The sequence below is a fragment of the Mesorhizobium sp. B4-1-1 genome (assembly GCF_006439375.1).
Taxonomy (GTDB): Bacteria; Pseudomonadota; Alphaproteobacteria; order Rhizobiales; family Rhizobiaceae; genus Mesorhizobium.
The window spans coordinates 117,148-136,907 of record NZ_VFTH01000018.1; the positions used below are offsets into that span (position 1 = coordinate 117,148).

Below are 19,760 nucleotides of genomic sequence, written 5' to 3' on the forward strand. Positions count from 1 at the left end.
ACAGAGAAAGGGAACATAAAAATGAAAACGTTTCTCGCATCCACCGTCGCGGCATCGGCGCTTGTGCTGATGCTCGGCATGGCAAGCGCGCGCGCCGAGGACGCGGTCGACCCGAACATCAAGCAGGGCGGCGCCATCACCATCACCTACAAGGACGATGTCGCGACCCTCGACCCGGCGATCGGCTATGACTGGCAGAACTGGTCGATGATCAAGAGCCTGTTCGACGGGCTGATGGACTATGAGCCCGGCACGACCAAGCTCAAGCCCGATCTCGCCGAAAGCTACGAGATCTCGCCCGACGGCAAGACCTTCACCTTCAAGCTGCGCCATGGCGTGAAGTTCCACAACGGCCGCGAGATGACCGCCGACGACGTCAAATATTCGCTCGACCGCGTCACCAACCCGAAGACGCAGAGCCCGGGCGCCGGCTTTTTCGGCTCGATCAACGGCTATGACGATGTCGCCGCCGGCAAGGCGGAAGGCCTCTCCGGCGTCACCGTGGTCGACCCCTACACGATCAAGTTCGAGCTGACCCGGCCGGACGCCACCTTCCTGCATGTCATGGCGATCAACTTTTCGCATGTCGTGCCGAAGGAGGAGGTCGAGAAGTACGGCGCCGATTTCGGCAAGCATCCGGTCGGCACCGGCGCCTTCAAGCTCGCCGAATGGACGCTCGGCCAGCGCATCGTCTTCGAGCGCAATCCCGATTATTGGCACAAGGGCCTGCCGCATCTCGACAAGATCACCTTCGAGATCGGCCAGGAGCCGATCGTGGCGCTGCTGCGCCTGCAGAAGGGCGAGATCGACGTGCCCGGCGACGGCATTCCGCCGGCCAAGTTCCAGGAGGTGATGAACGATCCGGAGCAGAAGGCGCGCGTCGTGGTGGGCGGACAGCTGCACACCGGCTACGTCACCATGAACACCACCATGGCGCCCTTCGATAATGTCAAGGTGCGCCAGGCCGTCAACATGGCGATCAACAAGGGCCGCATCGTCCAGATGATCAACAATCGCGCGGTGCCGGCCAACCAGCCGCTGCCGCCCTCGATGCCCGGCTACGACAAGGCGTTCAAGGGCTATGCCTATGACGTCGCCAAGGCCAAGGCCCTGCTTGCCGAAGCCGGCCACCCCGACGGCTTCGAGACGCAGCTCTTCGCCATGAACACCGATCCCAATCCGCGCATCGCCCAGGCGATCCAGCAGGATCTGGCGGCCATCGGCATCAAGGCCAGCATCCAGTCGCTGGCCCAGGCCAATGTGATCGCCGCCGGCGGCGACAAGGCCGGCGCGCCGATGATCTGGTCGGGCGGCATGGCCTGGATCGCCGACTTCCCGGATCCCTCCAATTTCTACGGCCCGATCCTCGGTTGCGCCGGCGCTGTGCCGGGCGGCTGGAACTGGTCGTGGTATTGCAACAAGGACCTCGACGCCAAGGCGGCCGAGGCGGATTCCGTCGTCGACCCGGCCAAGTCCGACGAACGCGAGAAGATGTGGAGCGCGATCTATGACAAGATCATGGAGGACGCGCCCTGGGCGCCGGTCTTCAACGAGCAGCGCTTCACGCTGAAATCAGCCCGCATGGGCGGCGCCGACAATCTCTATGTCGACCCGGTCCATATCCCGATCAACTACGACAATGTGTATGTGAAAGATGTGCAGTAACTGCGACTACACCATCCACGGACGCCATCACCATTTCGGCTGGGACAATTCCTTCGCCCCGGCCGAACGGGTGGCGCCCGGTTCGACGCTCGAGTTCCAGTGCCTCGACGCGGCGGGCGGCCAGCTCCAGGCCGACAGCACGGTCGCCGACGTGGCCCGGCTCGACTTCTCCAAGGTCAATCCGGTGACCGGGCCGATCTTCGTCGAGGGTGCCGAGCCCGGCGATGCGCTGAAGGTGACGATCGAGCTCTTCAAACCGTCCGGCTTCGGCTGGACGGCGAACATCCCGGGCTTCGGCCTGCTCGCCGACGACTTCAAGGAACCGGCGCTCAACATCTGGAGATACGACGCCGCCTCGCTCGAGCCGGCGTTGTTCGGGACGAACGCCCGCGTGCCGCTGAAACCGTTCGCCGGCACCATCGGCAACGCGTTGGCCGAGATGGGCCGGCATTCGGTGGTGCCGCCACGGCGTGTCGGCGGCAATCTCGACATCCGCGACCTTGCCGCGGGCACCATTCTCTATCTGCCGGTGGAAGTGCCCGGCGCGCTGTTCTCGGTCGGCGACACCCATGCCGCGCAAGGCGACGGCGAGGTATGCGGCACGGCGATCGAGAGCCCGATGGACGTCGTGCTGAAGCTCGACCTGGTGAAGGACGCGCGGCTGAAGACGCCGCGTTTCACCACGCCCGGCCCGGTGACGCGGCATCTCGACGCCAAGGGCTACGAGGTGACGACGGGCATCGGACCGGACCTGATGGCCGGAGCCAGGGAGGCAGTCAGCCAGATGGTCGACCTGCTGTCCGCCCGTTACAAGCTCGACCCGGTCGATGCCTACATGCTGGTCTCGGTCTGCGGCGATCTCAGGATCAGCGAGATCGTCGACATGCCGAACTGGGTGGTGTCGTTCTACTTCCCGCGCTGCGTGTTTGAATGAGCGCAGTCGTGGTCGACGAACACGCTGACGCCGTCGCAAAGGCGGCCGCGGGGCCGGTGCTCGAAATCACCGGCCTCTGCGTTGGTGTGCGCGGCGAGGACGGCGAGCGCGAAGTGGTGTCCGGCCTGTCGCTGTCGCTAAGACGCGGCGAGACGCTGTGCATCGCCGGCGAGTCCGGTTCCGGCAAGTCGATGACGGCGCTGGCGATCATGCAACTCCTGCCGCAGCCGGCCGGCCGCATCGCTTCCGGGACGATCCGGCTCTTCGACAAGGATGGCAGTGCCATCGAACTGACGGCGCTCGACGAGCGCCGCATGCGCGGCATTCGCGGCGATCGCATCGCCATGATTTTCCAGGAGCCGATGACGTCGCTCAATCCGGTGCTGTCGATCGGCCGGCAACTCACCGAATCGATCGAGGCGCATACCGGCCTTTCCCACGCCGAGGCGCAACGGCGCGCGGTCGAGGCGCTGAAGGCGGTTCGAATTTCCGAAGCCGAAAGCCGGCTGAAGCAGTTTCCGCACGAATTGTCGGGCGGCATGCGCCAGCGGGTGATGATCGCCATGGCGCTGGCGCTGGAGCCCGACGTGCTCATCGCCGACGAGCCGACGACGGCGCTCGACGTCACGGTCCAGGGCGAGGTGCTGGAGCTGCTGCGCGACCTGCAGCGCCAGCACGGCACCAGCGTGATCCTCATCACCCACGACATGGGCGTCGTCGCTGAAATGGCCGATCGGGTCATCGTCATGCGCAACGGCCGCATGGTCGAGGAAGGCGCCATCGCCGACATTTTCGCCAGGCCGCGGGCCGCCTATACGCAAGAATTGCTGGCCGCCGTTCCGCGCATCGGCTCGGGCGCCGGTCGGCGCGTCACGGGAGGGGCAACCGACGCAACCGGGCAGGACAAGGTGGCGGTGGTGAACGACCTCCATGTCCGCTTCGACCTGCGCGGCGGCTTCTTCGGCCGCGTCAACCGGCGAGTACACGCCGTCGAGGGCGTCTCCTTCTCGATCGCGCCCAACGAGACGCTGGCGCTGGTCGGCGAATCCGGCTGCGGCAAGTCCACCACCGCCAAGGCGCTGGCCGGCCTCGTGCCCTATACCGGCGGCGTGACGATCGGCGGCCGCGAGCTCTCCGGGCTTGGCGGCGACGCGCGCAAGGCGGTGCGCCGCGACGTGCAGATGGTGTTCCAGGATCCTTACGCTTCGCTCGATCCGCGCATGCGCGTCGGAGATCTGGTGGCCGAGCCGCTTCTGATCCACGGCATCGGCTCACGGCAGGAACGCCAGAGCCAAGTGGCTGCTCTGTTCGAGCGGGTCGGCCTGTCGGCGGCACAGATGGAGCTCTATCCGCATGAATTTTCCGGCGGCCAGCGCCAGCGCATCTGCATCGCCCGGGCGCTGGCGCTGAGGCCGAAGCTGATCATCGCCGACGAGAGCGTGTCGGCCCTCGATGTCTCGGTGCAGGCGCGCGTGCTCGATCTTTTGAAGGAGCTGCAACGCGAATTCGGCGTCGCCTATCTCTTCATCTCGCATGACATGGCAGTCGTCGAGAACATCTCGGACCGCGTCGCCGTCATGTATCTCGGCCAGATCGTCGAGATCGGCAGCCGCGACCAGGTCTTTTCCAACCCGCGCCATCCCTACACGCGGCGCCTTATCGAGGCGGTGCCGGTTCCCGATCCGTCACGACGCCGGACACGCTTTTCCCGTCTCGACCGCGAAATTCCCAGTGCTACGCGGCGGATCGGCGAAAGCGTCTCAAAACTGGTGCTCAAGGACTTTGGCGACGGACATCTCGCCGCGGTCGCGGATTGACAGGCACCCGGAGCGGCGATCTGTCCGTTTCGGGAACGGCGCGAATGGTGGTAAAGCCTGAGGCAGCCACTCATCTATTTGGGAATCCAATGTCGGCCCTCACACGCCGCAAACTCCTGCAAGGCGCCGCGGCTGCCGGCGCGGCCGGTATCGGCCTCTCGGCCGCCGGCAAGTTTGCCGGCTGGGCGGCGCCGAAGCCCGAGCCGCTGGTCCTGAGGACCGCGAGCATCGAGGCGCGGCTGATGGACGGCGCGCCGACGAAGAATGTGCTGACCTACGGCGAAGCGGGCATGCCGCCGGTCGTCAGGATGAGGAAGGGCGAGCCGTTCGCCGCGCGGTTGATCAACGGCATCGACGATCCGACGACCATCCACTGGCATGGCATCCGCGTTCCCAACAAGATGGACGGCGTGCCGTTCCTGGTGCAGCCCTATGTCTATCAGGGCGACGGTTTCGACTACGCGTTTTCGCCGCCCGACGCCGGCACGTTCTGGTATCACCCGCATTGCAACACGCTGATCCAGATGGGGCACGGCCTGACCGGCGTGATCGTGGTCGAGAACCCGAACGACCCGGTCTTCGATGTCGAGATGGTCGTCAACCTGCGCGACTGGCGGCTTGGCGACGACGGCCAGTTCATCGAGCCGTTCAGGCCGCGCGACGCGGCCAAGGCCGGCACTTTCGGCACCGTGCGCACCGCCAACTGGCTCGACCAGCCGCAATTCGATGCGCCGGCCGGCGGGCTGGTGCGGCTTAGGGCGGCCATCACCGACGTCACCCGCATCTATGCCTTCCGCGTCGACGGCGCCGAGGCGACGGTCATAGCGCTCGACGGCAACCCGGTGCCGCAACGGTTCACGCCGGATGCGCTGCAACTGGGACCCGGCCAGCGGCTCGAGCTTGCCATCCGCATGCCCGACGAGGAGGGCGCGATCGTCAGCCTGCGCGACGTCCGGGGCACCAAGCCGAAAATCCTGGCGACGCTGCGCTCGGTCGGCAAATCGCTGAAGCACGATCTGCGCGATCTCGGCCCGCTCGAAGCCAATCCGGTGGCGGAGGTAGACCTTGCCGGCGCCAAGCGGATTCCGCTGGCGCTGAGCGCCACGGCCGAAAACGTCGCGGCCGACGGCATTTGCGGCTCGCTCGGCTACAGTTTCTGGGCGATCAACAAGGTGCCGTGGCCGGGCGACACGCCTGACCCGACGGCGCCGCTCGCCGAACTGAAACTCGGCCGCAGCTACATCATCGACATGGAGAACCTCACGCCGCACGCGCACCCGATCCATTTGCACGGCCTGAGCTTCAAGGTGCTGTCGTCATCGACCAGAGCCGTCCAGCCGTTCGTTTCCGACACATATCTCATCCAGCCCGACGAGAAGGTGCAGCTCGGCTTCGTCGCCGACAATCCCGGCGACTGGCTGCTGCATTGCCACATCATCGAGCACCAGAAGACCGGCATGACGAGCTATCTGCGGGTGGTATGAGCGCATCGGCGCGGGAAGGCGCCGGGCATTCCGCACTTATCTCGGGTTGACGCCTTTGGTCGATTGCCTAGGTAGGCAGGAGGGCGCCGGGGCGGCGTACAACTCCGACCGACGGCATGACATCCTGGCGTATTCGAAAACTTGCCTTTGTCGCGGCAGGCATCTTCATCCTGTCGTCCTGCGTCATCCCCGACGATAGGTCGAGCATCGCGAAGATCGACGCCACCACGGCTGCGGCCCGCAAGGAGATGGTCGGTCTAAGCGAGGCCGATGTCCGCATGTGCGCCGGCTTTCCGACCGCGACGGCCGATGTGGGATCATCCGGCCATATCTGGACCTATCAGCGCACGGTGCAACGCGGCAACCTCAGCATCGCTGTGCCCACGATGGCCGTGGGGGCGATCCCCGCGGTTGGAGGGTCGGTCAACGTCGCTCCTGGCGGCTATTGCAACACGCAGATCCGCATGATCGGCGGTCATGTCGCCGAGGTTGCCTATGCCGGCGACAACAATCTGCCGAACAGCATCGATGCGCTCTGCGTCAGCACGGTGGATGCCTGTGTGGCGTATGCGCGCCAACGCAATCACAAAGCGACGGCGGTCTCCCGATGAGTGGGGTTAGGTCGGCTCGAGACTCCGCTTGCGTCAGCGTCCTCCGGGTTGAGTGGCGCCAGGCTCTTTTTCGGAGGCATCGGGCGAAACATGCCGGCCCATATGGCCGCGGGTTTCGGGCGGAGGGACATCCATCAGGTTTCTGACCTTGGCATTGTTGTGCGCCTGGATGATGGCGCGGCTGAAACGGAGCAGGGTTCCGAGCGCAGACATTGGCACGTCCTCCATTGAAATGGCTGATATGTCGGCGGCGGGTCCCGGAAAATGCGCCTGGTCTGTTTCACGGGAATGGCTCGGAAACCGGCTGATCGTTTCCAAACCTTTTGGTCTGGAAACACTTGCGCGCAAATGGCTTCGATCGCGACGGCCCTCGGCGAAAGGGCCGACGGGCTCCCTGGAACGGTCCGAAATTCGTTCGGCGCGAAGCCCGTGGTCCGGCAGGATTCAGTCGGGCGCCGGAAGCATGTATGCTCAACGATACTGATTCTTCCGATTATTTAGGCTGGTCGATGTGAGAAAAATCGTCGCCGCACTCACCGTAGCTGTCGTTCTTGTCGTCGGGCTGCTTTTCGTTTTGCCCGCGCTTGTTTCAACCGACTGGGTTCGTGCCGAACTGAGCCGGCAACTGTCATCCGCGACCGGAATGACCATTCGGCTGGACGGACCTGTCAGACTGTCGCTGCTGCCCAGGCTGGCGGTGGTCGCGGACGACATCTCGCTCTCGACCGGCACGGGCGACATCGCGATATCCGCTCCACGGTTCTCGACGTCGATAACGCTGTCGTCGCTATGGTCGAAAAAGCTTGAGATACAGTCTGTCGCGCTGGCGGATCCGACAATCGCGCTCAAGGCTTCGGCGAATGCGGCATCACCCGCGGAACCGAAGGATGTTCAGGCCGATCCGTTCGCGGCTGTTGTCGGCACACTCGAGCGGCTGGCCATCAACCAAGTGACGATAACGAACGGCACCATTGCCTCAGGCGGGTCGACCGGCAATGCCGCCAAGGTGACGGCAATCGACGCCGATCTGAGGGTTCCGGACCTCGACCGGGAGGTCTCGTTTTCATTGGCCGGTACCAGCGGCGGCCGCCGCGTCGAAATGAGCGGGAGCCTTTCCGCCTTGAGGCCTATCCTGAAACGGCTGCCGGCCCAAATCGCCATCGAGGCGCGGCTGGAGCCGGCACCGGTTGCCAAATTCTCTTCACTGGAGGCCAGTGGAGAGATCCAGCTCAACGGGAACGGCAGTTATCAGATCAGGGGCGGAAAGTTCGAGATCGGCGACCAGAGCTTCCAGATGGACGCGCTCTTTCAGCCCGGCGCGCGGCACCACTTCTTCGCCGACCTGGCGGCAAAGCGCGTCGATATCGACTTCTTGAGCGATATCGGCAAGGGCGGTTCGAGCGGGAGCAAGGCTTCGGCCGGCTCCGGCGAACCCGACCTCGCCATGCTGTCGGCTTTCGACGCGGACATCAGCGTTGCAGTCGATGAACTGGTCAGCGGCAAGATACGCGCTTCCGACGTCCAGCTCGCCGCGACGCTGCGTGACGGGCATCTCGAGGCAAAGCTGGGACACTTAGGCCTGGATGCCGGAAACCTCACAGCGACAGCCTCGACGAATGTCGGTGAAACACCGCCGACCGTACAGGGCAATATTGCGAGTTCAGGGCTGGACATCGGCTCTATAGCGAAGCTTGCCGGACAATCCGTGCCGTTGTCGGGCAAGCTGACCGTCGACATGGGGTTCGCTTTTCGCGGCCTTTCCGCCGAGCGCATACGCAGCAGCGCCAATCTGCAGGGAACGATTGGGATCAGGCAAGGCAAGCTTCCGCTTGCGGCGCTTGTCGAAGCCCGGACGGCGGGCGACATCACCGAGCTCGACCTTGACGCGAAGGTTCGCGATGTCGGCAAGCCGGTCGATGTGACGGGCAAGCTCGTCTGGCGGGGGCAGCCCGTGGCGTTCAAGTCCCATGTCGCGCCCGCGTCCTTTCTGGCCGGCGGCTCCGTTGCCGACGCGTCCGGCCCGATCAGCCTTTCGGTTTCCTCCAAATACCTCGAAGGCAGCATAAGCGGCGCTGTCGGGGTTGGCGGCACGTTCAAGGGTCAGGTCTCCGCCACCTCGCCCTCGGTCGACAAGCTGATGCAATGGTTGGGGCAAGGCGCTTCCCGCAGTCTGCAGGACTTTGCCTTCAAGGGCGATGTCGATGCCGGCCCGGAGCAATTCTCCTTCCGGAAGGCCACCATCGCTCTGAACGGCGTCAAGGCGTCGGGACAGGGCTCGGTGAAACTGGGAGAGCCTCTCGCAATCCGGACGTCGCTCAATTTCGCGACGCTTGACTTTGCGGCGCTCGCCGGCAGCGGCGGAGCCACCGCCGGCGGCAAGCAGAAGCCGGGCGCGGCAACCGACGCGTCGATCGATCTCTCTTTCCTCAAGGGACTTGATGCCAAGGTGGATATCCAGGCCGACAAGCTCGGCTATGGAAAGGTCTTTGCCGGGCCGGTGGCGACCAGCTTGACGGTGGCGGATGGGAAGGCTCACCTGAACGTGCCGCAAAGCCCCTTCTACGGCGGCACGATCGCCGCGGACATGACGGCCGACGGCTCCCAGGACGCCGCTTCCTTGGACCTGAACACTGCGATCGCCGGCGCGGCCGCGGCGCCCTTGCTCCGTGACGCGGCTGGTTTCGACCGCATCGAAGGCACGCTCAATGCGACGGTCGCGGTCTCAGGCGCGGGAAAGACCACCAAATCGCTTGCCCGATCCCTCGGCGGCAAGGCGGCGGCAAAATTCAGCGACGGCGCCTTCCGCGGCATCGACATAGCGGAGGTCTACAACAACTTGGTCGGGCTGCTCGCCGGCGGCTTCAAGCAGGATCAGACCAAGAAAACGACGTTCACCGAGCTCGGCGCCTCTTTTGTAATCGAGAACGGCGTCGCTCAGACGACGGACATCAGCCTGCTGGGTCCGCTGGTGCGAATGGACGGCTCGGGCAGGATAGACCTCGCCGACCAGACGCTCGACATCCGCCTCAATCCCCGCGTCGTCGCTTCGCTTGCCGGACAGGGAGGCGACGTCGCCGTGAACGGCATCGGGGTGCCGGTCGTGGTCCAAGGCCCGCTGTTCGCGCCCCGGGCCTATCCGGACCTGAGCGCATTGGCGAACGACCCGCAGGGCGCGCTGGACATGTTGAGCCGCCTTGGACTGCCAACCGGAAAACTGAAGCTCGACAAGCTGATCCCGGGCCAAATCGGCTCGAACGGCGACGGCAAGGGAGCGGCTGATCTGATCGGCGATCTTCTGCGCAACGCCGCGCCCCGGCCCAAAACCCCGTCCCCCGCTCCGGAAGCACCCGTTGCGCCCGACAACGGCAATACGGAAAACGCGACGCCGCCGCCGGCGAGTTCGGATACCAGTGGCAAGACCGAAGCCGAGACCGCCGCGCCGGCGGCCGAACCCACCCCGGTTGACGCGCAAGCCGCCCCTTTTTCGCCCGAAGCTCCAAAGAAAGGGGAAATAAACACGCTTCTCGATCAGCTGGCTAACTAGCGTTATCCTTATAGGGTGGCCCCCGCGCGGGATGGTGCGAAAGACGGTGGCCGCCCTCGTGACCTCAAGCTTGAAGGCGGCCTTCGGCCATGCCGGCGCGATCCATCATCTAACGCTCATATGTGCGGCCGAAAATCAAAGTGATCCCGGCCGCCGCAAATCGCCCCCAATCAGGACGTTCTTCCGGGCTTAATCTGGAGAGATTGGAGAGGCCGATGAAATTATCCGTTCTTGCCCTTGCCGGAACCATGCTGGCGGTGATGCCTGTGGTCCAGGCGGCTCCGATGATTGGCGTGCCGGCCAGAAATGGCCTGCTACAGGAGGCGCGTGTCACATGCGCTTATCTGACCGAGGATGGTTATTGTGTGCGGCCGCACAAGAAGCACAAATACTGGAGGCGTCACCACTACGACCGGCCCGCTTACCGCACCTATGAGCCGCAGCCGCCGGACGAGTATTACTGGCGCTATCAGCGTCCGCGGCCGATTATCCGGGTTGTTCCAAACTACCCGCCGCAGGACGAAGACAATTGGGATGATTGGGACGATTGAGGCCCCTCAGGCCGTAGCCAAGCGGCCTGCCTGCTGCTTCGCCCGCAGTGGCCGGCATTCGGCGCCCAGGCTGCGCCTTTGCCGGCCCGTCCACGAAGAGCGGGAAGCTGCGGCTCCTACCGCTTCAGCGCGATGCTGATGCCGCTGAGATCGGCATTGACTTGCAGGCCGACCTGCCTGCCGGTGAGCTCGAGCTGGGCGCCCTTGTCGTTGGTCATGACGATCACCTGGGCGCCTCTGCCGAGCGCGCCGCCGCCGCCGGCCGCGCCGTAGACGCCCGTCACATCGCTGGCCCGCCGGATGTGGCGCACCCTGCCCTGAAAATAGGTCTTGGACGCGCCGAAGGCGAGGCCGCCCGAGACGCCGCCGATCGAGATCGGATAGCGTTTGCCATGGAAGGTCAACGTGCCCTCGCCGCCGGAACCGCCGATGAAGAAGGCCGCCTTGTAGACGGAGAAGCGGATCGTGCCGCTGTCGGCATGCGCGGCGCTGGCAATGCTCACGCCGGCGGCGGCGATTGCCGCGACCGCGACGGAACGGAACCTGGACGAAATCTGCATGGTGGGAACTCCTCAAAGCATCGCCGCTTACCCAGCCGGCCGGGGCATGTCAGCTTCAAAAGTATAGCTGAACCGTCTTGCCCCGCTATTGGTTCCAAGCACGCGGCCTGAAATCCGGCGGTCACAAAATTCTGAGTGAGGAGGAGGCGAAAGCCGACGAGCGCAAATGCTTGCGCTGGCTGGTGGAGCTGAGGGGGATCGAACCCCTGACCTCATCATTGCGAACGATGCGCTCTCCCAGCTGAGCTACAGCCCCGTTCCAGCGGATGGGCTTGTATCGGTCGCGGCCGTTTGATGTCAAGGCGAAAGACCGGGCCGGCCACAAGCGCAGTGGCGGGCGGGCCTTGCCCGCTCGCCAAGCCCGCGGGCCTTGCCCGCACGCCAAGCAATGGCTACATGTCGGCGACAATTTGGAGACCGGCATGATCGCCCTTATTCAGACAATCGTCATGGCGCTTGATATCTACTGGTGGATCATCATTGCCTCGGCGATCTTTTCGTGGCTCTACGCCTTCAACGTCGTCAATTCGCGCAATCAGTTCGTCGGTTCCGTCGGCAACATGCTCTACCGGCTGACCGAGCCGGCCTTGCGCCCGATCCGCCGCTTCATGCCCGATCTTGGCGGCATCGATATTTCGCCGATCATCCTGCTTCTGATCCTTTTCTTCATCCGGCAGTTTCTGGTCACCACCGTCTGGTCCTGGGTCGTGGCCGGCGGCTGATGAGCACGCCGTTCCGGCTGCGCGAGAACGGCATCGACCTTTACGTGCGGCTGACGCCGAAGGCGGCCCTCGACCGGATCGACGGCGTCGAGACCGCCGCCGACGGACGCGGTCATCTCAAGGCGCGCGTGCGCGCCGTGCCGGAGAACGGCGCCGCCAATCAAGCGCTGGAACGGATGCTGGCCAAGGCGCTGGGTGTTCCGGCGTCGGGCGTTTCGGTGGTTGCCGGCGGCACCTCGCGGCTGAAGACGCTGCGGATAGTGGGTGAACCGATCGCGTTAGCGGAGAGCGTTAAGGCTCTTTCGGGATAATCCAGGTTTGAGTTGATGCAGCCTGTCGGTTCTCAATCCCCCAGCGGCAGCTTCGGATCGTCCACTTTCAGCGTGTTCACGCTCTGCTTGATGCGGCGCAGGTTCTCCAGCACTTTCGGTCCGCGCGATTCCGCGACCGTGGTGGCGATCATGTCGAGGATCGCCAAAAGCGCGTAGCGCGACGAGGTCGGCTTGTAGATGTTGCCGTCCTCGACGGACTGCAGAAGGATGACCGTGTCGGCGGCTTTTGCCAGCGCGGAGTCCGGCGCGGTGATGGCGACGGTGGCGGCGCCATATTGCTGCGCCACCTCGACCGCCTCGATCACCGAGCGCGCATAGCCCGACACCGAGAAGGCGACCAGCGTCGTCTCGGGCGTCGCCACCGCGGCAAACATGCGCTGCAACTGGCCGTCGATCTGGGCGAGCGCCGAAAGCCCAAGCCGGAACAGCCGGTTCTGCATCTCGGTCGCCATCATTGAGGAAATGCCGCCCGAGCCGATGCACAGCACGTTGCCGGAAGCGGCGATGCGGGCGGCGACATCCATCAGCGTCGTCATGTCGAGGTTTTCGCTGGCGCGCTGGATGGCGGCGATCGCCGCCTCGGTTATCGCCGAGGCGATGCGCTGCTCGCGCGCGTCGCGGCTGAGCGGCTCCGGCGACAGATACTGGCCGCCGATGGCGATCGCCTGCGCCAGGTAGAACTTGAAATCGCGCAGGCCCTCGCAGCCGAGATTGCGGCAGAAGCGGGTGACGGTCGGTTCGCTGACCCCGACGCGCGCGGCAATCTCCGAGATCGCGGCCTTGGAGGCGAAATCGAGGTCGGAAAGCACCAGCCCGGCTAGCCGGCGATCCGACTTGGTGCCGTCCTGCGACATCAGTTGCAGGCGGGTGATGATGTCGGCCGGGGTCTTCATGTCATCATCTCAGAGCGGTAGGCCCGTCGCCTTGTCGAAGAGGTGGATGTTACGCGGGTCGACGCTCACCGGCAGCCGGTCGCCCGGCCTTACCTGCAGCCGGTCGCGGAACACCGCACGCACCGCGTCGCCGCCGACCGAGCCGTAGACATGGGTTTCCGACCCGGTCGGCTCGACGACATCGACCTTGATGGCGATGGCATCGTCGCCGGCGCCAACCACGAAATGCTCGGGCCTGATGCCGGCCTCGACCGTGTCGCCGCCGGAAGCTGCCTCGCCCGAGAGCGCCAGGCGGCCGCCGCTCGTCGTTTCAAACCAGGACTTGGCTCCGGCCGTCTTCAGCGCGCCGGAGACGAAGCTCATCGAGGGCGAGCCGATGAAGCCGGCGACGAATTTGTTGGCCGGCCTGTCGTAGAGCTCCAGCGGCTGGCCGACCTGCTGGATGCGGCCGCGATCCATCACGACGATGCGGTCGGCCATGGTCATCGCCTCGATCTGGTCGTGGGTGACGTAGACGATGGTCGATTTCAGCCGCTGGTGCAGCGCCTTGATCTCGGTGCGCATCTGCACGCGCAATTGCGCGTCAAGATTGGAAAGCGGCTCGTCGAAGAGGAAGACCGAAGGCTCGCGCACGATGGCGCGGCCCATGGCGACGCGCTGGCGCTGGCCGCCCGACAATTGCCTTGGATAGCGGTCGAGATAGGAGAAGAGGTTGAGCACGCCCGACGCCTTCTTGACCTTGTCGTCGATCGCGGCGCGGTTCTCGCCGCGGATTTTTGGGCCGAAACCGATATTTTCCGCAGCCTTCAGATGCGGGAACAGCGCGTAGGACTGGAACACCATGGCGATGTTGCGCTTCTGCGGCGGCAGCTCGTTGGCGCGCGTGCCGCCGATGACGAGGTCGCCGGAGGTAATCGCCTCCAGCCCCGCCAGCATGCGCAGCAGGGTGGACTTGCCACAGCCGGACGGGCCGACCAGCACGACGAACTCGCCGGTCCGGATGTCGAGGTTGATGTCCTCGAGGATTTTGTGCTGGCCGAAGGATTTCGACAGGTTGCGGAACTGGACGTCGGTCATGGTCACGCTCCCAATATGTCGTCGATGAAAGGCAGGTAGCCGGCCGTCAGTCCGGCGTCCACGGGCACCACGGCACCTGTTATGCCGGAGGCGCGCTCGGAGGCAAGGAAGGCGACGGCTTCGGCCACTTCCGACGCGTTGACGATGCGGCCGAGCGGATAGAGCCGCTGCAGCCGGCCGAGGATCTCGGGGTCCTTGGCCAGGCGATGGTCCCAGGCGGCGGTGCGGATCGACCCCGGGCATACGACATTGGCCCGCAACCCGCTGCGGCCGAGCTCGACGGCGACCGATTTGGCATAGGCGTTGATGCCGGCCTTGGCCGCGGCATAGGCCGGATTGCCGAAATGCGCGATGGCGTTGACCGAGGAGATGAAGACGACGCTGCCCGAACCGCGCCCGGCCATCGCCTTGATCAGCGGATCGGCGAAAGTCATCACGCCGGTCAAATTGAGGTCGAGCTCCTGCTCGATTTTGTCCGTCGTCAGCGCCTTCAAGGTCTCGGCGCGCGTCCAGCCGGCATTGTTGATCAGGATGTCGGGAACGCCGTCCTTGTCGAGTAGCGCGGGGATCGCCGCTTCGATCGAGGCCCGGTCGAGCAGGTTGAAGACATGGCGCGACGCGATATGCGGGCTGGCCAGCGCTTCCGTCGACTGGTCGCAGCCGACGATTCGCGCGCCGCGCTCCGCCATGAGCTCGACGATCGCCGAACCGAGGCCGCCGCCGGCGCCGGTGACGACAATTGTCTTGCCTTCGAACTCGGCTTTCGAACCCACGTTGCGCATTCCTCCACCCTCATTTTAAGCCGGCAGGCTATCCAGGCAAATGTAATTAAGCAACATGATAATCCGCTTGCATGGCGCAGAATGATGGATAATGTAGGAAAGTAACATAAATCCTGCGCTCATAAGGGCCAGGCGCCAACGTGCATCAATGGGAGAAATCAGATGAGCCTTGCGAAATGGACTGTCGGCCTGTTGGCCGGAATGAGCATGCTGGCTTTTGCAGCACCTGCCGGTGCCGGCGAGGTGCGCGTCACCGTCGCCGAATACAGCGCCAAGACCGGCCCTTATTTCGAGGAAGTGAAGAAGGAATTCGAGGCGGCCAATCCGGGCATCACCATCAAGTATGAAGTGGTGCCGTGGGATGTGCTGCTGCAGAAGCTCACCACCGACATCACCGCCGGCACCAATGCCGACCTTTCGATCATCGGCACGCGCTGGCTGATCGACTTCGTCCAGCAGGATGTCGCCGAGCCGCTCGACAGCTACATCAAGCCCGAGTTCAAGGACCGCTTCATCGACACCTTCCTGCAGCCCTCGATCATGGACGGCAAGACCTACGGCCTGCCGATCGCGGCTTCCGCGCGCGCCATGTATTACAACAAGGAGCTGTTCGAGAAAGCCGGTATCGCCAAGCCGCCGGCAACCTGGGCCGAGTTGCAGGAAGATGCCCGCAAGATCAAGGCTCAAGGCGCTTTCGGCTTCGGCCTGCAGGGCAAGGAGATCGAGACAGACGTCTATTACTACTATGCGATGTGGTCGCAGGGCACCGAGATCCTCAACAAGGACGGCACGTCCGGCCTGAGCACACCCGGCGCGCTCGAAGCCGCCAAGCTCTACAAGTCGATGATCGACGAGGGCCTGACGGAGCCGGGCGTGACCTCCAACAATCGCGAGGACGTGCAGAACCTGTTCAAGCAGGGCAAGGTCGGCATGATGATCACCGCGCCGTTCCTGTCCAACCAGATCAAGGAAGAAGCTCCGAGCCTGAAATACGGCGTCGCCGCCATTCCGGCCGGTCCGACCGGCGCGCGCGGCACCTATGGCGTCACCGATAGCATCATCATGTTCAAGAATTCCAAGAACAAGGACGAGGCCTGGAAGCTGCTCGACTTCCTGTTCACCAAGGAGCAGCGCGCCAAGTTCACGCAAGGCGAGGGCTTCCTGCCGGTGAACAAGGAAGAGGCGAAGATGGACTATTACGTCAACAACGCCGACCTCGCCGCCTTTACCGCGCTTCTGCCCGACGCCCGCTTCGCGCCGGTCATCCCGGGCTGGGAAGAGATCGCCCAGATCACCTCGGACGCCATGCAGAAGATCTATCTCGGCGGCGACCCCGAGGCCGGCCTGAAGGACGCGGCGGCCAAGGCCGACGCCGTGCTGAAGAAGAAATAAGGGCGTATCTCCCTGCGCCCCGTGGCGCGCTCCACCCCGTCGGAGCGCGCCACACCTCCCCGGCAAGTCATATTCACTGCAACACGGTGCCATCCAGCCGATGCAAAGCCGGATCCTGCCCTATCTGCTGACGCTCCCCAGCCTGCTCTTGGCGGCGGTGGTGATCTTCTGGCCGGTCTGGGACCTGCTGCAGATCTCGACGCATGACGTCAACCGCTTCGGCCAGTTGCGCGAGTTCAGCGGTTTCGCCAACTTCGCCGAGTTGTTCGCCGATCCGGATTTCGTCGCGGCGCTCTGGCGCACCGGGCTGTGGACCGTGCTGGTGGTCGGCGGCGCGCTGCTTCTGTCGATCCCGGTGGCGATGATCCTCAACATGGATTTTTATGGCCGCGGCCTTGCCCGTGTCATCATCATGCTGCCCTGGGCGGTGTCGCTGACCATGACCGCCGTGGTCTGGCGCTGGGCGCTCAGCGGCGAGAGCGGCATGTTGAACTCGGCGCTGATGAAGCTCGGCCTGATCAGCCAGAACATCCAGTGGCTGGCGAGCGCCGAGACCGCCTTCCCGATGCAGGTGCTGATCGGCATATTGGTGACGGTACCCTTCACCACCACAATCTTCCTCGGCGGCCTGTCCTCGATCCCCGACGATCTCTATGAGGCCGCGGCACTCGAGGGCGCCACGCCTTTCCAGCAGTTCCGCGAGATCACGTTTCCGCTCTTGAAACCCTTCATCAACATCGCGACCGTGCTCAACACCATCTACGTGTTCAACTCCTTCCCGATCATCTGGGTGATGACTCAAGGGGGGCCGGCGAACTCGACCGATATATTGGTCACGCATCTCTACAAGCTCGCCTTCCGCATCGGTAAGCTGGGCGAAGCCTCGGCGGTGTCGCTGGTGATGTTCGCGATCCTGCTCGTCTTCACCATGATCTATGTGCGGCTTGCCATGCGGGAGCAGCGCGCATGACCAGCAAGCTGAAACGCACCATGATCGCATGGCTGCTGCTTTTGCCATTGATCGTGGTGACGATCTTTCCCTTCGCCGTGATGTTCCTCACCGCCGTCAAGCCGCGCACGGAGGTGCTCACCCCCACTTGGTGGCCGAGCGAATTCCGCTGGTCGAATTTCGCAGACATGTGGGTGGCGACCGGCTTCGGCCAGGCCCTCATCAACTCGCTCTATGTCTCGGCGCTGGCGACCATCGGTGCCATTCTGATCTCGGTGCCAGCGGCCTATGCGATGTCGCGCTTTCGTTTTGCCGGCTATGGCGCGTTCCGCCAGTTCCTTTTGATCTCGCAGATGATCTCGCCGATCGTGCTGGTGCTCGGCCTGTTCCGGCTGATGGCCGCCTGGGGCCTGGTCGAATCGACCACCGCGCTCGGCTTCATCTACATGGCCTTCAACGTCGCCTTCACGGTGTGGATGCTGCAGAGCTATTTCGACACCATTCCGCGCGACCTCGAGGAGGCGGCCTGGATGGAAGGCGCCGGCCGCTGGCTGACGCTGCGCAAGGTCTTCCTGCCGCTCTGCCTGCCGGCGATCGCCGTGACGGCGATCTTCACCTTCATCAACGCCTGGAACGAGTTCGTCGTCGCGCTCACCATGCTGCGCAGCCAGGAAAGCTACACGCTGCCGATCCAGGTTTTCTCGCTGGTCGCCGGCCGCTATACGATCGAGTGGCACCATGTCATGGCGGCCACGCTGCTGGCGACACTGCCGGTGGCGATCCTCTTCATCTGGCTGCAGCGCTATCTGGTCCGCGGACTGGCGCTCGGCGCCGTCAAATAGCCGATATTCCGCTACGGAGCGTTCATGCGCATCTTCACCGCCTCGCTGGCGACGGAAACCAACACCTTCTCGCCAGTGCCGACCGACCGGGCCTCGTTCGAGATGGCCTTCTATGCCGGTCCGGGCAAGCACCCGGAGACGCCGACGCTCTGCTCCTCGCCGATCGTGGCTTTGCGCAAACGCGCGGCCAAGGAAGGGTTGACCGTCATCGAAGGCACCGCCACCTGGGCGGAGCCCGGCGGCCTCGTGCAGCGGCAGACCTATGAGGCGCTGCGCGACGAGATCCTCGATCAGCTCAAGGCCGCGCTGCCGGTCGATGCGGTGATCCTCGGCCTGCATGGCGCCATGGTCGCGCAAGGCTATGACGATTGTGAAGGCGATCTGCTGGAACGGGTGCGCGCCATCGTCGGCCCAAAGGTGGTGATCGCCTCCGAGTTCGATCCGCATAGCCACCTGACGCCGAAACGCGTCGCGGCCTGCAATGTCATGGCCTATTTCCTCGAATTCCCGCACACCGATTTCTACGAGCGCGGCGAGCACGTCGTCGAGCTCGGCCTTGCCGCGGCGCGCGGCGAGATCAAGCCGGTGATCTCGACCTTCGACTGCCGCATGATCCAGGTGCTGCCGACCAGCCGCGAGCCGATGCGCTCCTTCGTCGACAGGATCAAGGCGCTGCATGGCAAGAACGGCGTGCTGTCGGTCTCGGTCATCCACGGCTTCATGGCGGCCGACGTGCCGGAAATGGGCACCCGCATCCTGGTCGTCACCGATAACGACAAGGAAAAGGGCGATGCTTTGGCGGAAACCCTCGGGCGCGAGCTCTACGCCTTGCGCGAAAAGACGGCGATGACGATGCTTTCCGCCTCGGCAGGCATAGAGCAGGCGCTGGCTGTGCGGGCCGAGCGCGAGGACAAGCCGGCGGTGATCGCCGACATCTGGGACAATCCGGGCGGCGGCGTGCCGGGCGACGGCACCATCGTGCTGCGCGAGCTGCTTGAGCGCGGCGTGAACAAGGTCGGCGTGGCGACGATCTGGGATCCGATCGCGGTCACCTTCTGCCACGCGGCCGGCGAAGGCGCCGTCATCGACCTGCGCTTCGGCGGCAAGGCCGGTCCTCAGGCCGGCGAGCCGATCGACGCCCGCGTCACGGTGCTGAAGACCACCAATGAGGGCTGGCAAAGCTTCGGCCCGAGCCGGGTGACGCTGGGGCCATCGGCGGTGGTGCGCATCGAAGGCACCGAGGTCGAAATCATCTTGAACACCAACCGCACCCAGACCTTCGAGCCGGACATCTTCTCCAACATCGGCATCGATCCGCTGGCGAAAGACATCCTGCTGATCAAGTCGACCAACCATTTCTATGCCGGCTTCGCGCCGATCGCCGCCGAGATCATCTACGTAGCGGCACCGAGTTCCTATCCGAGCAACCCGGCGAAGACGGATTACAGGAAGCTGACGAGGCCGGTCTGGCCGAGGGTGGCGGATCCGTGGAAACTGCCAATCTCCCCCCTTGTGGGAGAGATGCCCGGCAAGCCAGAGGGGGGCGCTGTCCCGCCGACCCGCCCTTCGTCATTCTAGGGCGGAGCAAGGAGCGAAGCGACGCGC

General features: G+C 64.5%; 18 protein-coding genes and 1 tRNA gene. 13 read left to right on the forward strand and 6 right to left on the reverse strand.

Annotated elements, in window-relative coordinates; all coding sequences use genetic code 11:
- Positions 1–21: 21 nt before the first annotated feature.
- The 5 genes from FJW10_RS23180 (at position 22) to FJW10_RS23200 (ending at position 6,511) form a co-directional block, all read left to right on the forward strand.
- Positions 22–1,665, forward strand: coding sequence for an ABC transporter substrate-binding protein (locus tag FJW10_RS23180; protein ID WP_140901779.1), 1,644 nt, complete (start codon positions 22–24; stop codon positions 1,663–1,665).
- Positions 1,655–2,599, forward strand: coding sequence for an acetamidase/formamidase family protein (locus FJW10_RS23185; protein ID WP_140901780.1), 945 nt, complete (start codon positions 1,655–1,657; stop codon positions 2,597–2,599). Before FJW10_RS23180 ends, FJW10_RS23185 begins: the two co-directional genes overlap by 11 nt.
- Positions 2,596–4,416, forward strand: coding sequence for an ABC transporter ATP-binding protein (locus FJW10_RS23190; protein WP_140901781.1), 1,821 nt, complete (start codon positions 2,596–2,598; stop codon positions 4,414–4,416). Before FJW10_RS23185 ends, FJW10_RS23190 begins: the two co-directional genes overlap by 4 nt.
- A gap of 89 nt (positions 4,417–4,505) precedes the next feature.
- Positions 4,506–5,900: a multicopper oxidase family protein gene (locus FJW10_RS23195; protein ID WP_140901782.1), complete on the forward strand. Its 1,395-nt coding sequence runs from the start codon at positions 4,506–4,508 to the stop codon at positions 5,898–5,900.
- Between the two features lie 116 nt (positions 5,901–6,016).
- Positions 6,017–6,511, forward strand: coding sequence for a hypothetical protein (locus FJW10_RS23200; RefSeq protein ID WP_140901783.1), 495 nt, complete (start codon positions 6,017–6,019; stop codon positions 6,509–6,511).
- Between the two features lie 33 nt (positions 6,512–6,544).
- On the opposite strand, the gene FJW10_RS23205 is transcribed toward FJW10_RS23200, so the two are convergent.
- Positions 6,545–6,829 carry a hypothetical protein gene (locus FJW10_RS23205; RefSeq protein ID WP_140901784.1) on the reverse strand — a complete coding sequence of 95 codons (285 nt, stop codon included), beginning with the start codon at positions 6,827–6,829 and terminating at the stop codon, positions 6,545–6,547.
- A gap of 193 nt (positions 6,830–7,022) precedes the next feature.
- Between FJW10_RS23205 and FJW10_RS23210 the strand changes: the two genes are divergently transcribed.
- On the forward strand, positions 7,023–10,055 hold the full coding sequence (locus FJW10_RS23210; RefSeq protein WP_181177633.1) for an AsmA family protein: 3,033 nt from the start codon (positions 7,023–7,025) through the stop codon (positions 10,053–10,055).
- Between the two features lie 215 nt (positions 10,056–10,270).
- Positions 10,271–10,606, forward strand: coding sequence for a hypothetical protein (locus FJW10_RS23215; RefSeq protein ID WP_140901786.1), 336 nt, complete (start codon positions 10,271–10,273; stop codon positions 10,604–10,606).
- 116 nt (positions 10,607–10,722) lie between these two features.
- On the opposite strand, the gene FJW10_RS23220 is transcribed toward FJW10_RS23215, so the two are convergent.
- Both FJW10_RS23220 and FJW10_RS23225 read right to left on the reverse strand, forming a co-directional pair.
- The gene (locus tag FJW10_RS23220) at positions 10,723–11,166 is read right to left on the reverse strand and encodes a hypothetical protein (RefSeq protein WP_128257963.1); all 444 of its coding nucleotides are present in this window, start codon (positions 11,164–11,166) and stop codon (positions 10,723–10,725) included.
- Between the two features lie 180 nt (positions 11,167–11,346).
- Positions 11,347–11,422, reverse strand: a tRNA-Ala gene (locus tag FJW10_RS23225).
- A gap of 166 nt (positions 11,423–11,588) precedes the next feature.
- Between FJW10_RS23225 and FJW10_RS23230 the strand changes: the two genes are divergently transcribed.
- Positions 11,589–11,888: a YggT family protein gene (locus tag FJW10_RS23230; protein WP_042645595.1), complete on the forward strand. Its 300-nt coding sequence runs from the start codon at positions 11,589–11,591 to the stop codon at positions 11,886–11,888.
- The gene (locus FJW10_RS23235) at positions 11,888–12,199 is read left to right on the forward strand and encodes a DUF167 family protein (protein ID WP_140901787.1); all 312 of its coding nucleotides are present in this window, start codon (positions 11,888–11,890) and stop codon (positions 12,197–12,199) included. Before FJW10_RS23230 ends, FJW10_RS23235 begins: the two co-directional genes overlap by 1 nt.
- Positions 12,200–12,231: 32 nt before the next feature.
- On the opposite strand, the gene FJW10_RS23240 is transcribed toward FJW10_RS23235, so the two are convergent.
- Genes FJW10_RS23240 through FJW10_RS23250 form a run of 3 tightly spaced genes read right to left on the reverse strand, consistent with a single transcriptional unit; the run spans position 12,232 to position 14,963 of the window.
- Positions 12,232–13,113, reverse strand: a complete 882-nt coding sequence (locus FJW10_RS23240) for a MurR/RpiR family transcriptional regulator (RefSeq protein ID WP_140901788.1) — start codon at positions 13,111–13,113, stop codon at positions 12,232–12,234.
- 9 nt (positions 13,114–13,122) lie between these two features.
- Positions 13,123–14,190, reverse strand: a complete 1,068-nt coding sequence (gene ugpC, locus FJW10_RS23245) for a sn-glycerol-3-phosphate ABC transporter ATP-binding protein UgpC (protein ID WP_140901789.1) — start codon at positions 14,188–14,190, stop codon at positions 13,123–13,125.
- Positions 14,191–14,192: 2 nt separating this feature from the next.
- Positions 14,193–14,963, reverse strand: coding sequence for an SDR family oxidoreductase (locus FJW10_RS23250; RefSeq protein ID WP_246674353.1), 771 nt, complete (start codon positions 14,961–14,963; stop codon positions 14,193–14,195).
- A gap of 171 nt (positions 14,964–15,134) precedes the next feature.
- Between FJW10_RS23250 and FJW10_RS23255 the strand changes: the two genes are divergently transcribed.
- The 4 genes from FJW10_RS23255 to FJW10_RS23270 all read left to right on the forward strand — a co-directional run bounded on the left by FJW10_RS23255 (position 15,135) and on the right by FJW10_RS23270 (position 19,733).
- Positions 15,135–16,364: a sugar ABC transporter substrate-binding protein gene (locus FJW10_RS23255; protein ID WP_140901791.1), complete on the forward strand. Its 1,230-nt coding sequence runs from the start codon at positions 15,135–15,137 to the stop codon at positions 16,362–16,364.
- Positions 16,365–16,464: 100 nt separating this feature from the next.
- Complete coding sequence (locus FJW10_RS23260) at positions 16,465–17,334, forward strand: sugar ABC transporter permease (RefSeq protein ID WP_140832658.1); 870 nt, start codon at positions 16,465–16,467, stop codon at positions 17,332–17,334.
- A complete protein-coding gene (locus FJW10_RS23265) occupies positions 17,331–18,155 on the forward strand; it encodes a carbohydrate ABC transporter permease (RefSeq protein WP_140901792.1) in 825 nt (274 codons plus the stop codon). Before FJW10_RS23260 ends, FJW10_RS23265 begins: the two co-directional genes overlap by 4 nt.
- Before the next feature lie 24 nt (positions 18,156–18,179).
- Entirely contained in the window at positions 18,180–19,733 is a 1,554-nt protein-coding gene (locus tag FJW10_RS23270) for a M81 family metallopeptidase (RefSeq protein ID WP_140901793.1), read from the forward strand.
- Positions 19,734–19,760 lie beyond the last annotated feature (27 nt).

Bases quoted from the DNA above. Each gene is read 5' to 3' on its own strand.
- FJW10_RS23180 (WP_140901779.1), top strand. From the start codon at position 22: ATGAAAACGTTTCTCGCATCCACCGTCGCGGCATCGGCGCTTGTGCTG.
- FJW10_RS23185 (WP_140901780.1), top strand. From the start codon at position 1,655: ATGTGCAGTAACTGCGACTACACCATCCACGGACGCCATCACCATTTC.
- FJW10_RS23190 (WP_140901781.1), top strand. From the start codon at position 2,596: ATGAGCGCAGTCGTGGTCGACGAACACGCTGACGCCGTCGCAAAGGCG.
- FJW10_RS23195 (WP_140901782.1), top strand. From the start codon at position 4,506: ATGTCGGCCCTCACACGCCGCAAACTCCTGCAAGGCGCCGCGGCTGCC.
- FJW10_RS23200 (WP_140901783.1), top strand. From the start codon at position 6,017: ATGACATCCTGGCGTATTCGAAAACTTGCCTTTGTCGCGGCAGGCATC.
- FJW10_RS23215 (WP_140901786.1), top strand. From the start codon at position 10,271: ATGAAATTATCCGTTCTTGCCCTTGCCGGAACCATGCTGGCGGTGATG.
- FJW10_RS23220 (WP_128257963.1), bottom strand. From the start codon at position 11,166: ATGCAGATTTCGTCCAGGTTCCGTTCCGTCGCGGTCGCGGCAATCGCC.
- FJW10_RS23230 (WP_042645595.1), top strand. From the start codon at position 11,589: ATGATCGCCCTTATTCAGACAATCGTCATGGCGCTTGATATCTACTGG.
- FJW10_RS23235 (WP_140901787.1), top strand. From the start codon at position 11,888: ATGAGCACGCCGTTCCGGCTGCGCGAGAACGGCATCGACCTTTACGTG.
- FJW10_RS23240 (WP_140901788.1), bottom strand. From the start codon at position 13,113: ATGAAGACCCCGGCCGACATCATCACCCGCCTGCAACTGATGTCGCAG.
- ugpC (WP_140901789.1), bottom strand. From the start codon at position 14,190: ATGACCGACGTCCAGTTCCGCAACCTGTCGAAATCCTTCGGCCAGCAC.
- FJW10_RS23255 (WP_140901791.1), top strand. From the start codon at position 15,135: ATGAGCCTTGCGAAATGGACTGTCGGCCTGTTGGCCGGAATGAGCATG.
- FJW10_RS23260 (WP_140832658.1), top strand. From the start codon at position 16,465: ATGCAAAGCCGGATCCTGCCCTATCTGCTGACGCTCCCCAGCCTGCTC.
- FJW10_RS23265 (WP_140901792.1), top strand. From the start codon at position 17,331: ATGACCAGCAAGCTGAAACGCACCATGATCGCATGGCTGCTGCTTTTG.
- FJW10_RS23270 (WP_140901793.1), top strand. From the start codon at position 18,180: ATGCGCATCTTCACCGCCTCGCTGGCGACGGAAACCAACACCTTCTCG.